Source organism: Enterobacter genomosp. O (assembly GCF_001022965.1).
GTDB classification, from domain to species: domain Bacteria; phylum Pseudomonadota; class Gammaproteobacteria; order Enterobacterales; family Enterobacteriaceae; genus Enterobacter; species Enterobacter cloacae_L.
On sequence record NZ_LECZ01000027.1, the window covers coordinates 732,326 to 745,911 of the forward strand.

Below are 13,586 nucleotides of genomic sequence, written 5' to 3' on the forward strand. Positions count from 1 at the left end.
GTTTAAGGCTTTAAATCTCCGGGCGGTTTTTACCGCCTGGTTTCATTTTAGGGATAGTCGCAATGAAAAAATCGGTCGTAGCGGTTGGAGTGATTGTAGCGTTAGGCGTGGTCTGGACGGGTGCCTCCTGGTTTACCGGTAAGCAGCTGGAAGGCCGTCTGGCAGAAATGGTGGCGCAGGCGAACGGAGAGCTTAAGCGCAGCGCGCCGGAAGCGGGTGTTGAGCTGAGCTACCAGAATTATCAGCGCGGCGTGTTCACCAGCCATATGCAGGTGGTGGTGAAGCCGGCGGCAAGTAATCAAAACGGCTGGCTGAAACCGGGTCAGAGCGTGGTGCTGGACGAAGTGGTGAGCCACGGTCCATTCCCTCTGGCACAGTTAAAGTCATTTAACCTGATCCCATCGATGGCGTCCGTTCACACCGTACTGGTGAACAACGACCTGACCAAACCGCTGTTTGACCTGGCGAAGAATGAATCACCTTTCGAGATCGACACCCGCATCAGCTATGCCGGTGACACCAGTTCCGATATCGCTCTGAAAGCGCTGAACTACGAGAAAGAGAATGAGAAAGTCGCCTTTAGCGGCGGTCACTTCAAGCTTGACGCTGACCGCGAGGGGAACGTGTTCTCCCTGACGGGTGAAGCGGAAAGTGGCCTGGTCAATGCCGTGAACGAATATAACCAAAAAGTTCAGCTCACCTTCAACAGCCTGAAAGCCGACGGCAATAGCCGAATGACCGATTTCAAAGAGCGCATCGGCGACCAGAAGCTTTCTCTCGACAAGGTTGCCATTGCGGTTGAAGGCAAAGAGATGGCCGTGCTGGAAGGCATGGATATCAACGGCACATCTGACGTTTCCAAAGACGGCAAGAGCATCAACACGCAGCTGGACTACACCCTGAAGAGCCTGAAGGTGCAAAATCAGGATCTGGGTACCGGCAAACTTTCGCTGAAGATCGGCAATATCGACGGCCAGGCGTGGCACGAATTTAGCCAGAAATACAGCAAAGAGAGCCAGGCGCTGCTGACCGATGCCGCGCTGCAGCAGAACCCGGAGGTATACCAGCAGCAGGCCATGGCGGTGCTGTTCAACAACCTGCCTATTCTGCTGAAGGGCGAGCCGGTGGTAACCGTTGCGCCGCTGAGCTGGAAGAACAGCAAAGGCGAAACCAGCTTTAACCTGTCTCTGTTCCTGAAAGATCCGGCAACCGCAACGGGCGAACCTCAGACGCTGGCGCAGGAAGTGGATCGCAGCGTGAAGTCGCTCGACAGCAAGCTGACCATCCCGATGGATATGGCGACCGAGTTTATGACCCAGATTGCGAAACTGGAAGGCTACGGTGATGAAGACGCCGGCAAGCTGGCAAATCAGCAGGTGAAAGGCCTGGCGGCGATGGGCCAGATGTTCCGCATCACCAAGGTGGACAACAACACGATTTCCACCAGCCTGCAGTATGCCAACGGCCAGGTGACGCTCAACGGCGATAAAATGCCGCTGGAAGACTTCGTCGGGATGTTTGGTATGCCGACCTTGGGGATGCCGGAGCCGGCTGAACCCGCAGCGCCAGCCGAACCGGCAGCGCCGCAGCAGTAAACAACAAAACCCCTCGCATGAGGGTTTTTTTTATTGCCAGGTGGCGGCTGCGCCTTACCCGGCCTACGATCGACCTTGTAGGCCCGTGCAAGCGCAGCGCCGCCGGGCGATGTGCAGCGGAGATTATTTCACCGTCACCAGTCGCGCCGCCACAATCTGGTGCCCGGCCTGGACATCCGTATTGTCGATGCGCTGCATGATCCTGTCCGCCAGCGTGTAGCCCATCTCCCGCGCGGGGGTGGTGGCCCAGACGATCGGCAGGTCGTCGAGCGCGTTTTCACCGACGTCGGCGAACGCCCCCAATGCCACCTGGTGGCCGAAGAAGGTTTCCACCCCGCCCTCGCCGCTCTGGCGTCCGGCGCGGATCAGGCCAAACCAGGCGCCCATGGCAATCACATCGTTATAGCAAATCACGGCGCTGATCGTCGGGCTGCTTCGCAGCAGCGCGCCTATCGCTTCCGCCGCTTTCTTCTGGCTGGATTCACACTCCACGACCCATTCGCTGTGGAACGGCAGGCCGTATTTAATCAGCGTCGCGCAGTATCCGCCTACCCGCTCGGCGCGCGTCAGGGATGAGCTTTTCCCGCCCAGCCAGGCGATGCGCTGATGCCCGCGACGAATAAGATGCTCGGTCAACATTTGCGCGGCCTGCATGTTATCCGGTCGCAGCGTATCGGCCTCGTCGAGGTAGCTGGCGCGTGAAGCAAACACCAGCGGTACGCCTTTTTCGGCGGCTCGCTCGCACAGCTCGCTGCCCACGCCCGACGCCCCGGCGACGATCACCCCGTCCACCCCCTGGTTTAGCAGCATATCGAGCCGGGAGAGAAGTTGTTCGGCCTCGCGCCCGCCGTGCAGCAGAAATACCATTCGCCCCTGCGCTTCAAGCGCTTCGGTTAACCCTGCGGTCAGCTCCGCATAGAACGGTGACGTCAGGTCACGGACAATCAGGCCAATCACCCCGCTTTGCCCGCCGCGCAGCGCCGACGCCTGGCGATTACGCACAAAGCCCAGCTGCTCAACCGCCTCGTTAACCCGCTGACCGGTTGCGGGCGAGATACGCCCTTTCCCGCTCAGCACCAGAGAAACGGTGCTGACGGAAACGCCCGCCGCCAGCGCGACATCGTTGATGGTGATTTTTTTCGCTACAGCCATGTGTCGGCGTGACTCCCTGAAATGAGATCGGTAAAACGTTTTATCAATACGTTATCTTTATACTACCAGTCAAAGCCTGAGAATGTGATTTAGCGCGCACTAAACTTTGATAAAACGTTTTATCTTCTCGCAGCATTGAGGCAGATAAACTGATTTTAACAATAAAGGAGTCGTTTTATGACGGCGAAAGCAGCACAAAAAATATCGCTGTGGGAATTTTTCCAGCAACTGGGTAAAACCTTCATGCTGCCCGTGGCACTCCTCTCGTTCTGCGGGATCATGCTCGGGATCGGCAGCTCGCTAAGCAGCAAAGACGTCATTACGCTGATCCCGTTCCTCGGCGCGCCCGTGCTGCAGGCGATCTTTATCTGGATGAGTAAAGTCGGCTCCTTCGCCTTCAGTTTCCTGCCCGTCATGTTCTGTATCGCTATCCCGCTGGGCCTGGCGCGCGAGAACAAAGGCGTCGCGGCGTTTGCCGGGTTTGTGGGTTACGCGGTAATGAACCTTGCCGTCAACTTCTGGCTGACCGCAAAAGGCATTCTGCCTACCACCGACGCTGCCGTGCTGAAAGCCAACAACATTCAGAGCGTAATCGGCATTCAGTCTATTGATACCGGGATCCTCGGGGCGGTGATCGCCGGGGTGATTATCTGGATGCTGCACGAGCGCTTCCACAATATTCGTCTGCCGGATGCCCTGGCCTTCTTCGGCGGCACCCGCTTTGTGCCGATTGTGACGCTGGTCGTGATGGGCCTGTTTGGTTTGATTATTCCGCTGATCTGGCCGGTCTTCGCGATGGGCATCAATGGTATTGGCCGCATCATTAACGGCGCGGGAGATTTTGGGCCGATGATCTTCGGTACCGGCGAGCGCCTGCTGCTGCCGTTTGGCCTGCAGCATATCCTGGTGGCCCTGATCCGCTTCACCGAAGCAGGCGGTACCATGGAGGTGTGCGGTCACGATGTAAGCGGTGCGCTGACCATCTTCCAGGCGCAGCTAAGCTGCCCAACCACCCACGGCTTCTCCGAAAGCGCAACCCGCTTCCTCTCTCAGGGTAAAATGCCGGCCTTCCTCGGCGGCCTGCCCGGCGCCGCGCTGGCGATGTACCACTGTGCACGCCCGGAAAATCGTCATAAAATTAAAGGGCTGCTGATCTCCGGCGTGATTGCCTGCGTCGTGGGCGGTACCACTGAGCCAATCGAATTCCTGTTCCTGTTCGTTGCGCCGGTGCTGTATCTGATTCACGCCGTGTTAACCGGTCTGGGCTTTACCGTGATGGCGGTGCTGGGCGTCACCATCGGCAACACCGACGGCAACGTGATCGACTTCGTGGTGTTCGGGATCCTGCACGGCCTGTCCACCAAGTGGTACCTGGTGCCGGTTGTGGCGGCTATCTGGTTCGCGGTGTACTACGGCATCTTCCGCTTCGCGATTACCCGCTTTAACCTGAAAACACCGGGTCGTGATGCGGATACCGCCACCAGCGTAGAACAGGCGGTTGCCGGGACCGTGGGTAAATCCGGCTACAACACCCCGGCGATTCTGGCGGCGCTGGGCGGCGCGGATAACATCACCTCTCTGGATAACTGCATTACCCGCCTGCGTCTGTCGGTGGCGGATATGTCGAAAGTGGACACCAATGCCCTGAAAGCCAACCGGGCCATCGGCGTGGTACAGCTCAATCAGCACAATTTGCAGGTGGTTATCGGCCCGCAGGTGCAGTCAGTGAAGGATGAGCTGGCCACCCTGATGCGAACAGTTGAAGCCTGATGCCTCAGCCCCCTCGCCATGAGGGGGTTTTACGTTAAGGAATAAAGCATGTTTGATTTCTCAACCGTCGTGGATCGTCACGGCACCTGGTGTACGCAGTGGGACTACGTTGCGGACCGTTTTGGTGCAGCCGATTTGCTGCCCTTCACCATCTCCGATATGGATTTCGCTACCGCCCCCTGCATTACCGACGCGCTGCATGAACGTATTAATCACGGCGTATTGGGTTACAGCCGCTGGAAAAATGACGAGTTCCTGGCCGCCATCGCGCACTGGTTCCGGCAGCGCTTTAACAGCCGGATTGATACTGAAAGCGTTGTGTATGGACCTTCCGTCATCTATATGGTTTCCGAGCTGATACGGCTCTGGTCAAACCCTGGCGACGGCGTGGTGGTCCACACCCCGGCCTATGATGCCTTTTACAAGGCCATTGAGGGCAATGCGCGTCACGTGGTGCCCGTTGAGATGCAAAAACAGCCGGCAGGCTGGCAAGGGAATATGGCTGCCCTTGAAGCCGCCCTGGCGAAACCCGAAAACAAAATTTTGCTGCTGTGCAGCCCGCAAAACCCCACCGGCAAGGTCTGGACGCGGGATGAACTGACGTACATGGCTAAGCTGTGCGCACGCTATGACGTGGCGGTTATCAGCGATGAAATCCATATGGACATGGTGTGGGGCGAACATCGCCACACGCCGTGGAGTGAGGTCGCACGCGGCAAATGGGCGCTACTTACTTCCGGCTCGAAAAGTTTTAATATTCCGGCGCTCACGGGCGCTTACGGCCTGATCGGCGATGAAGAGAGCCGAAACGGCTACCTCAGCGCGCTAAAAGGCCGCGACGGGCTCTCTTCCCCCGCCGTGCTGGCACTGACGGCGCATATCGCCGCCTATCAGCAGGGAGCGCCGTGGCTGGATGCCTTACGCCATTATCTCGAAGAGAATTTGTCGTATATCGCTCGCGAATTAAACGGCGCTTTTCCGAATCTGAACTGGCAGCCGCCGGAAGCGACCTATCTGGCCTGGATCGACCTGCGCCCGCTGAACGTTGACGACCAGGCGCTGCAAAAAGTGCTGATCGAGCAGCAAAAGGTCGCCATCATGCCGGGATATACCTACGGTAAAGAAGGAAACGGTTTTGTGCGGCTTAACGCTGGCTGCCCGCGCCGCAAGCTGGAACAAGGGGTCCAGCGCCTGATTGCCGGCATTAACACGCTCCTGTAATCAATTTGCGCAACGGAATATTCCCTTGCGCAAATAGCTTTTTACCCCGTTTTGTTTTTATAATATGGCGCACTTTAACCAGAAAAGAGTGCGACCATGATTGATACACGCCTGCCTTTAACTGATATTCATCGTCACCTTGACGGTAACATTCGTGCCCAAACCATCCTCGATCTTGGCCGCCAGTTCAATTTAACGCTTCCCGCTCAGACGCTTGAGTCTCTGATCCCGCATGTACAGGTGACCTCTAATGAACCGGACCTGGTCAGCTTCCTGAGCAAACTCGACTGGGGCGTGAAGATGCTGGCGTCCCTTGATGCCTGCCGCCGCGTGGCGTTTGAGAACATAGAAGATGCGGCCCGCAACGGCCTGCATTACGTTGAGCTGCGCTTCTCGCCGGGCTATATGGCGATGACCCACAACCTGCCCGTTGCAGGCGTGGTGGAAGCGGTCATTGAAGGCGTGCGTGAAGGCTGCAAGACCTTCGACGTTCAGGCCCGCCTGATCGGCATTATGAGCCGCACGTTCGGCGAGGCCGCCTGTCTGCAGGAGCTGGAAGCGCTGCTGGCCCATCGCGATGCCATCACCGCCGTCGACCTTGCCGGCGATGAGCTGGGCTTCCCGGGCAGTCTGTTCCTCTCCCATTTCAACCGCGCGCGCGATGCCGGCTGGCACATTACCGTCCATGCGGGTGAAGCGGCGGGCCCGGAAAGTATCTGGCAGGCCATCCGCGAGCTGGGCGCCGAGCGCATCGGTCACGGCGTGAAGGCGGTTGAAGATCGCGCCCTGATGGATTTCCTGGCGGAGCAGCGTATCGGGATTGAGTCGTGTCTGACGTCCAACATTCAGACCAGCACCGTCGCCTCACTTGACAAGCACCCGCTGAAAACCTTCCTCGAGCACGGCGTGCTGGCCTCGCTGAACACGGACGATCCGGCGGTACAGGGGGTAGATATTATCCACGAGTACAACATCGCCGCGCCGCAGGCGGGTCTGAGCCGCGATCAAATCCGCCAGGCGCAGATCAACGGCCTGGAAAGTGCCTTCCTGACGCCTGCGGAGAAGCAGGCGCTGAAGGATAAAGTGGCTCACGGTTAACACCGTTGCCGGGTGGCGCTGACGCTTACCCGGCCTACAAACGTTTAAACTTATGCCAGACAGAGCGTGGCGCGATGTTTGGCAGATTCGATGCCCAGCTCAATCAGCTCCATAATCTGAATCGCCTGGCTGGCCGGAACCGGATTCTCCCCCGTTCCGTTCAGCGCATCGCGAACGGCCGCATAATACGCCGGGTAATTCCCCGGGATCGTCAGCAAGGTTTCTTCCACCAGCTCCTCACCTTCCACCCGCGTCACAACGCCGTCGCGCATGTCATAGCCCCAGTCTTCCTGCGGCAAGCGTTCGCCGTTTTTCAGGCGGTCCTCCTGCGGATCGAGACCAAACTTCACGTAGCTCCCGCGCGTGCCGTGAATAATGTACCGGGCCGACTCGGCGGCCGCGACCATTGTGCCGTGCAGCACTATTCGCCGCTGCGGGTAACTTAATACAGCGTGGAAGTAATCGGTTGTCTGCGCCCCGGGCCTGAGCTGGGCCAGATCGACCGTCATGCTCACCGGCAGACCAAAAAGATTTACGGCCTGATCCAGCAGATGCGGGGCTAAATCGTACCAGATGCCGCTGCCCGGGCCGGCCTGCTCGCGCCAGCGGTTGCGAACCTGCGGGCGGAAACGGTCGAAGTGCGATTCAAAAAAGGTGATCTCCCCTAACGTTCCTTCGCTCAGCAACGCTTTCACGGTCAGAAAATCGCTGTCCCAGCGGCGGTTGTGGAAAACCGACAGCAGCCTGCCCAGACCTTTTGCCAGCGCGTCCAGCTCGCGCGCCTGCGACAGCGTGACGGTAAAGGGCTTATCGACAACCACGTGCTTACCGGCTTCCAGCGCGGCCTTTGCCAGCGGAAAGTGGGTATCGTTCGGCGTGGGGATAACGATTAAATCAATATTCGGATCGTTGAAAAGGTGTTTAGGCTCAGAGACAACCGGCACGGAAGGCCAGTCGGCATGAACTTTAGCGGCATCGCTGCTGGATACCGCCGCCAGCTCCATCCCCGGCGTACCGGCTATCAGAGGCGCATGAAACGTTTTGCTCGCGTAGCCGTATCCAATTAGCCCGACGCGGATATTATCACTCATAGTGCCATCCTCTTTTATGACGCTCTTATTTCATACTGGCTAGTCTGGCTTTACCACAGATTAATAATGAGCCATATGACGTAAAATAGCAGGTTGTACCGGCTGTTTTTGTTACATAGTATTAACCTGCTGATTTTGCTTAAGGGAACCGTTCCCAAAGCGCTTGCCGTCGGGAAGCGCTCGCTGTAACATTTGCACCCAGTATTTATGGATAAAGTACAATTACGAATCATGACGTCAATTATTAATCGAATCATTGAATTAGCGGGATGGATTGTTCTTGGGGTATCGGTCATTTTGCTCGGCGTTGCCAGCCATATCGATAACTACCAGCCGCCGGAGCCTGTCACTGCCGCCCAACCTAAGTAACCGGTTACTGCAATAAAGAGTGACATAATATGTCAGTTACGTATTGCCAGCCCTGGTGAACACGGTTAACCTTCTCTTCCAGGCATCGTCTGATGCCTGAATTTCAGCAAAGAAAACTCCTAATTTCGTCGCGTTACCTGAGTGGGCTGTTTACGTCTTTATTAATCCGTTTATTATTCGAACAAATTACCTTAACGGGTATTACTCACTTTTATATGGAAACTTATTAATATGACAGTTCAGGACTATTTATTAAAATTTCGCAAGATCAATTCGCTTGAGAGCCTGGAAAAACTGTTTGACCATTTGAACTACACCCTGTCGGATAATCAGGACATCATTAATATGTATCGCGCCGCCGATCATCGCCGTGCAGAGCTGGTCTCCGGCGGCCGTTTGTTCAACGTGGGCGAAGTGCCTAAATCCGTATGGCGTTACGTTTTATAAGAAAGTAGCCATCCGCGCGAAATGTTATATACTCTCCGCCCTGCAAACTGGCTGTACAACATTTCGCGCAGATTATGGGAGAGTTCATGACCGCAACGCCTGGAGAACGCATTGGAGGCTGGTTAATCGCCCCACTGGCATGGCTGCTGGTTGCTTTATTAAGCGCATCACTTGCGCTGCTGCTTTATACCACCGCGCTGGTTACCCCTCATGCTATCCAGACCCTGATGTCGCAAAGCGTGCTTAATATTGCGCTGTGGTTTGTGTCGTTCGTTTTCGCGATAGGGATGTGGTACTACACGCTGTGGCTGACCATCGCCTTCTTTAAGCGCCGCAAAAGCGTGCCTAAGCACTACATTATCTGGCTGCTGATTTCGGTCCTGCTGGCGGTGAAGGCATTTGCTTTTTCGCCCGTTTCTGACGCCCTGGCCGTCCGCCAGCTGCTTTTCCCGTTGCTGGCCGCCGCGCTGCTGGTGCCCTACTTCAAGCGTTCGACGCGGGTGAAAAAGACCTTCGTGAACCCGTAATAACCCTACAGATAACCTGTTGTCGCCTGCGTGGGTTTGTCCGATAATAGGCGGCTTTTTTATTTCAGGCTAAATAATGACCGATTACTTACTGCTCTTTGTCGGCACCGTGCTGGTGAACAACTTCGTTCTGGTGAAGTTCCTTGGCCTGTGTCCGTTTATGGGCGTTTCCAAAAAGCTGGAAACGGCTATGGGTATGGGACTGGCGACGACCTTCGTTATGACGCTGGCGTCCATCTGCGCGTGGTGGATCGATACCTGGATCCTCATCCCGCTGGGCTTAACCTATCTCCGTACGCTGGCCTTTATTCTGGTTATCGCGGTAGTGGTGCAATTTACCGAAATGGTGGTGCGCAAAACCAGCCCGGCGCTCTATCGCCTGCTGGGTATCTTCCTGCCGCTGATCACCACCAACTGCGCCGTACTGGGCGTGGCGCTGCTGAACATCAACCTCGGCCATAACTTTATGCAGTCGGCGCTGTATGGTTTTTCTGCGGCAGTCGGTTTCTCGCTGGTCATGGTGCTGTTCGCCTCCATTCGCGAGCGCCTGGCGGCAGCGGATATTCCAGCGCCCTTCCGCGGTAACGCGATTGCGCTGGTGACCGCAGGTTTAATGTCTCTGGCCTTTATGGGCTTTAGTGGTCTGGTGAAGTTGTAATGAATGCTATCTGGATTGCCATCGCCTCTATCAGCGTTCTGGGGTTGGTGTTTGGCCTTATCCTGGGTTACGCCTCCCGCCGTTTCGCGGTAGAGGACGATCCTGTTGTTGAGAAAATTGACGAGCTTTTGCCGCAAAGCCAGTGCGGCCAGTGTGGCTACCCCGGCTGCCGCCCCTATGCCGAAGCGGTAGGGATTCAGGGTGAAAAAATTAACCGCTGCGCCCCCGGTGGCGAAGCGGTGATGCTGAAAATCGCGGCCCTGCTTAACGTTGATCCGCAGCCCGTTGACGGCGATGCAGAGGTGCAGGAGCCGGTACGCGCCCTGGCCGTGATCGACGAAGCGAATTGCATTGGCTGCACCAAATGTATTCAGGCCTGCCCTGTTGACGCCATTGTTGGCGCAACCCGCGCCATGCACACCGTGGTGGCGGATCTGTGCACCGGCTGTAACCTCTGCGTGGCCCCCTGCCCGACGCAATGTATCGAGCTGCGCCCGGTTGAAACGACTACCGAAAGCTGGAAGTGGGATCTTCAAACCATTCCGGTTCGCAATATTCCTGTGGAACAACATGCTTAAGTTATTTTCTGCTTTCAGAAAAGAGAAGATTTGGGACTTTGACGGCGGTATTCATCCACCGGAAATGAAAACCCAGTCCAACGGCACCCCGCTGCGTCAAATTCCGCTGGCGACGCGCTACGTCATGCCGCTCAAGCAGCACATCGGTGCTGAGGGTGAGCTGTGCGTGAAAGAAGGCGATACCGTGCTTCGCGGACAGCCGCTGACCTTTGGTCGCGGACGTATGCTGCCGGTACACGCCCCAACCTCCGGTAAGGTAGCGGCCATCGCCCCTCATACGGTGGCTCATCCGTCAGCGCTCTCAGAACTGAGCGTGATTATTGAAGCCGACGGCGAAGACCGCTGGATCGATCGTGACGGCTGGAGCGACTACCGCGCCCACAGCCGCGAAGCGCTCATCGAGCGAATTCATCAGTTCGGCGTGGCTGGTCTGGGTGGCGCAGGCTTCCCTACCGGGGTCAAGCTGCGCGGCGGTGGCGATAAGATTCAGACGCTGATTATCAACGCCGCCGAATGCGAACCGTACATCACCGCCGACGACCGTCTGATGCAGGATTGTGCCGCCCAGGTGGTGGAAGGTATCCGCATCCTCGCGCACATTCTGCAGCCGCGGGAAGTGCTGATTGGTATTGAAGACAATAAACCGCAGGCTATCTCTATGCTGCGCGCCGTGCTGGCCGGTAGCCATGATATCAGCCTGCGCGTCATTCCAACCAAGTACCCCTCTGGCGGCGCAAAACAGCTGACGCAAATTCTCACCGGCAAGCAGGTTCCGCACGGCGGACGCTCTTCGGATATCGGCGTGCTGATGCAGAACGTCGGCACCGCGTATGCCGTGAAGCGCGCGGTGATTGACGGCGAGCCGTTAACCGAGCGCGTCGTAACGCTGACCGGTGAATCGGTCTCTCGCCCGGGTAACGTCTGGGCGCGTCTGGGTACGCCAGTGCGTCATCTGCTGGAACAGGCTGAATTCTGCCCGGGCAGCGACCAGATGGTTATCATGGGTGGCCCCCTGATGGGCTTTACCCTGCCGTGGCTCGATGTGCCTGTAGTTAAAATCACCAACTGTCTGCTCGCACCTTCACCGACCGAGATGGGCGAAGAGCAGGAAGAGAAAGGCTGCATCCGCTGTAGCGCCTGCGCCGATGCCTGCCCGGCGGATCTGCTCCCGCAGCAGCTGTACTGGTACAGCAAAGGCCAGCTGCACGATAAAGCGAAAGCCCATAATCTGGCCGACTGCATCGAATGCGGCGCCTGCGCCTGGGTCTGCCCAAGCAACATTCCGCTAGTGCAATATTTCCGCCAGGAGAAGGCTGAAATTTATGCCATCTCAATGGAAGAAAAACGCGCTGCGGAAGCCAAGGCGCGCTTTGAAGCGCGTCAGGCGCGACTCGAACGCGAAAAAATCGCCCGTCAGGAGCGCCATAAGCAGGCCGCCGTTCAGCCAGGCGAGAAAGATCAGGATGCGATTAACGCCGCACTGGCGCGCGTTCGCGAGAAAAAAGCGACCGCAGCGCAGCCTGTCGTAATCCCGGCTGGTGAGAAACCTGACAACAGCGAAGCGATTGCCGCGCGTGAAGCACGCAAGGCCGCAGCGCGCGCCCGTCAGGCTGAAAAAGCGCAAACGGCCGAGGCGGGTGCTGAAGTCGATCCGCGTAAAGCCGCCGTTGAAGCGGCGATTGCCCGCGCCAAAGCCCGCAAAGCCGGAGAGCAGCAGGTGGTCGTCGAGCAGGAAGCGGTCGATCCACGCAAAGCCGCCGTTGAAGCGGCAATTGCTCGCGCCAAAGCCCGAAAAGCCGCGCAGCAGGCACCAGCGGCAGAATCAGAAGCAGAAGCACCACCGGTCGACCCGCGCAAAGCCGCCGTCGAAGCGGCAATTGCCCGCGCCAAAGCCCGTAAGGCAGCGCAGCAGGAAGAGCAACCGCAGGCCGCCAACGATGACCCGCGCAAGGCCGCCGTTGCCGCCGCCATCGCGCGCGTTCAGGCGAAGAAAGCCGCACAGAAAGCAGTTAACGAGGATTAAATGGTTTTCAGAATCGCAAGTTCCCCTTACACCCACAATCAGCGCCAGACGTCGCGCATTATGATGCTGGTCTGCCTGGCGGCGCTGCCGGGCATTGCCGTTCAGTGCTGGTTTTTCGGCTGGGGAACCCTGTTCCAGATAATCCTAGGCTGTGCCAGCGCCCTGGCGGCGGAAGCCCTTGTGCTCAAGCTGCGCAAGATTCCCGTTGCCCGCATTCTTGCCGACAACTCCGCGCTGCTGACCGGACTGCTGCTGGCCATCAGTATCCCGCCGTTTGCACCGTGGTGGATGGTGGTTCTCGGGACCGTTTTCGCCGTGATTATTGCCAAACAGCTGTATGGTGGCCTGGGCCATAACCCGTTTAACCCGGCGATGATTGGCTACGTGGTGCTGCTGATCTCCTTCCCGGTGCAGATGACCAGCTGGCTGCCGCCGCACGAGATTGCGGCCACGGTTCCGGGCTTTATGGATGCCCTGCACGTTATCTTCACCGGCCATACGGCGCTCGGCGCTGATATGAACGCCCTGCGTATGGGCGTGGACGGCATTAGCCAGGCGACGCCTCTCGATACGTTTAAAACGTCCCTGCATGCCGGGCACAGCGTTGAGCAGATTATGAAATCCGCCATCTACAGCGGCATGCTGGCGGGGGCCGGCTGGCAGTGGGTCAACCTGGCGTATCTGCTGGGCGGTCTGTTCCTGCTGCAGCAAAAGGCCATTCGCTGGCATATTCCGGTCAGCTTCCTTGTGACGCTGGCGGTCTGCGCCACGCTGGGTTGGGTATTCTCTCCTGAATCACTGGCCAGCCCGCAGATGCACTTGCTCTCCGGGGCGACCATGCTGGGTGCCTTCTTTATCCTGACGGATCCGGTTACGGCGTCAACGACTAACCGCGGGCGCCTGATCTTCGGCGCGCTGGCAGGGCTGCTGGTATGGCTCATCCGCAGCTTTGGCGGATACCCGGACGGCGTGGCCTTTGCCGTCCTGCTCGCCAACATTACCGTTCCGCTCATCGACTATTACACGCGTCCGCGCGTGTACGGCCATCGCTAAGGGT

General features: G+C 57.7%; 13 protein-coding genes. 11 read left to right on the forward strand and 2 right to left on the reverse strand.

The window, feature by feature from the left end:
- The first annotated feature begins 62 nt into the window (after positions 1 to 62).
- On the forward strand, positions 63 to 1,595 hold the full coding sequence (locus ABR39_RS22235; RefSeq protein ID WP_047348771.1) for a YdgA family protein: 1,533 nt from the start codon (positions 63 to 65) through the stop codon (positions 1,593 to 1,595).
- A 123-nt stretch (positions 1,596 to 1,718) separates the two neighbouring features.
- Here ABR39_RS22235 and ABR39_RS22240 read toward each other — a convergent pair whose 3' ends face one another.
- On the reverse strand, positions 1,719 to 2,747 hold the full coding sequence (locus ABR39_RS22240; protein WP_047348772.1) for a Mal regulon transcriptional regulator MalI: 1,029 nt from the start codon (positions 2,745 to 2,747) through the stop codon (positions 1,719 to 1,721).
- Positions 2,748 to 2,924: 177 nt separating this feature from the next.
- On the opposite strand from ABR39_RS22240, the gene malX reads away from it, so the two are divergent.
- The 3 genes from malX to add all read left to right on the forward strand — a co-directional run bounded on the left by malX (position 2,925) and on the right by add (position 6,836).
- The gene (malX, locus tag ABR39_RS22245) at positions 2,925 to 4,517 is read left to right on the forward strand and encodes a maltose/glucose-specific PTS transporter subunit IIBC (RefSeq protein WP_047348773.1); all 1,593 of its coding nucleotides are present in this window, start codon (positions 2,925 to 2,927) and stop codon (positions 4,515 to 4,517) included.
- Positions 4,518 to 4,565: 48 nt separating this feature from the next.
- Positions 4,566 to 5,738: a MalY/PatB family protein gene (locus tag ABR39_RS22250; protein WP_047348774.1), complete on the forward strand. Its 1,173-nt coding sequence runs from the start codon at positions 4,566 to 4,568 to the stop codon at positions 5,736 to 5,738.
- Positions 5,739 to 5,834: 96 nt separating this feature from the next.
- Entirely contained in the window at positions 5,835 to 6,836 is a 1,002-nt protein-coding gene (add, locus tag ABR39_RS22255; RefSeq protein ID WP_047348775.1) for an adenosine deaminase, read from the forward strand.
- Positions 6,837 to 6,886: 50 nt separating this feature from the next.
- On the opposite strand, the gene ABR39_RS22260 is transcribed toward add, so the two are convergent.
- Complete coding sequence (locus ABR39_RS22260) at positions 6,887 to 7,927, reverse strand: oxidoreductase (RefSeq protein ID WP_047348776.1); 1,041 nt, start codon at positions 7,925 to 7,927, stop codon at positions 6,887 to 6,889.
- 243 nt (positions 7,928 to 8,170) lie between these two features.
- Here ABR39_RS22260 and blr point away from each other — a divergent pair, with 243 nt between their 5' ends.
- From blr to rsxD, 7 genes are all read left to right on the forward strand, one after another.
- Entirely contained in the window at positions 8,171 to 8,296 is a 126-nt protein-coding gene (gene blr, locus ABR39_RS24275; RefSeq protein WP_196364997.1) for a division septum protein Blr, read from the forward strand.
- 231 nt (positions 8,297 to 8,527) lie between these two features.
- Positions 8,528 to 8,743 (forward strand): transcription modulator YdgT, encoded by a 216-nt coding sequence (gene ydgT, locus ABR39_RS22265; protein ID WP_013096896.1) that lies wholly within the window; start codon positions 8,528 to 8,530, stop codon positions 8,741 to 8,743.
- An 86-nt stretch (positions 8,744 to 8,829) separates the two neighbouring features.
- Positions 8,830 to 9,270 carry a DUF2569 domain-containing protein gene (locus tag ABR39_RS22270; RefSeq protein WP_047348777.1) on the forward strand — a complete coding sequence of 147 codons (441 nt, stop codon included), beginning with the start codon at positions 8,830 to 8,832 and terminating at the stop codon, positions 9,268 to 9,270.
- Between the two features lie 76 nt (positions 9,271 to 9,346).
- Positions 9,347 to 9,928 carry an electron transport complex subunit RsxA gene (gene rsxA, locus ABR39_RS22275; protein ID WP_008500564.1) on the forward strand — a complete coding sequence of 194 codons (582 nt, stop codon included), beginning with the start codon at positions 9,347 to 9,349 and terminating at the stop codon, positions 9,926 to 9,928.
- Positions 9,928 to 10,506 (forward strand): electron transport complex subunit RsxB, encoded by a 579-nt coding sequence (rsxB, locus tag ABR39_RS22280; RefSeq protein ID WP_028012918.1) that lies wholly within the window; start codon positions 9,928 to 9,930, stop codon positions 10,504 to 10,506. The genes rsxA and rsxB overlap by 1 nt, the downstream gene beginning before the upstream one ends.
- On the forward strand, positions 10,499 to 12,529 hold the full coding sequence (gene rsxC, locus ABR39_RS22285; protein WP_047348778.1) for an electron transport complex subunit RsxC: 2,031 nt from the start codon (positions 10,499 to 10,501) through the stop codon (positions 12,527 to 12,529). Before rsxB ends, rsxC begins: the two co-directional genes overlap by 8 nt.
- Positions 12,530 to 13,582, forward strand: coding sequence for an electron transport complex subunit RsxD (rsxD, locus tag ABR39_RS22290; RefSeq protein WP_047348779.1), 1,053 nt, complete (start codon positions 12,530 to 12,532; stop codon positions 13,580 to 13,582).
- Positions 13,583 to 13,586 lie beyond the last annotated feature (4 nt).

What these genes read in the sequence shown, in the direction of transcription:
- ABR39_RS22235 (WP_047348771.1), top strand. Translation starts at nt 63, where the DNA reads ATGAAAAAATCGGTCGTAGCGGTTGGAGTGATTGTAGCGTTAGGCGTG.
- ABR39_RS22240 (WP_047348772.1), bottom strand. Translation starts at nt 2,747, where the DNA reads ATGGCTGTAGCGAAAAAAATCACCATCAACGATGTCGCGCTGGCGGCG.
- malX (WP_047348773.1), top strand. Translation starts at nt 2,925, where the DNA reads ATGACGGCGAAAGCAGCACAAAAAATATCGCTGTGGGAATTTTTCCAG.
- ABR39_RS22250 (WP_047348774.1), top strand. Translation starts at nt 4,566, where the DNA reads ATGTTTGATTTCTCAACCGTCGTGGATCGTCACGGCACCTGGTGTACG.
- add (WP_047348775.1), top strand. Translation starts at nt 5,835, where the DNA reads ATGATTGATACACGCCTGCCTTTAACTGATATTCATCGTCACCTTGAC.
- ABR39_RS22260 (WP_047348776.1), bottom strand. Translation starts at nt 7,927, where the DNA reads ATGAGTGATAATATCCGCGTCGGGCTAATTGGATACGGCTACGCGAGC.
- ydgT (WP_013096896.1), top strand. Translation starts at nt 8,528, where the DNA reads ATGACAGTTCAGGACTATTTATTAAAATTTCGCAAGATCAATTCGCTT.
- ABR39_RS22270 (WP_047348777.1), top strand. Translation starts at nt 8,830, where the DNA reads ATGACCGCAACGCCTGGAGAACGCATTGGAGGCTGGTTAATCGCCCCA.
- rsxA (WP_008500564.1), top strand. Translation starts at nt 9,347, where the DNA reads ATGACCGATTACTTACTGCTCTTTGTCGGCACCGTGCTGGTGAACAAC.
- rsxB (WP_028012918.1), top strand. Translation starts at nt 9,928, where the DNA reads ATGAATGCTATCTGGATTGCCATCGCCTCTATCAGCGTTCTGGGGTTG.
- rsxC (WP_047348778.1), top strand. Translation starts at nt 10,499, where the DNA reads ATGCTTAAGTTATTTTCTGCTTTCAGAAAAGAGAAGATTTGGGACTTT.
- rsxD (WP_047348779.1), top strand. Translation starts at nt 12,530, where the DNA reads ATGGTTTTCAGAATCGCAAGTTCCCCTTACACCCACAATCAGCGCCAG.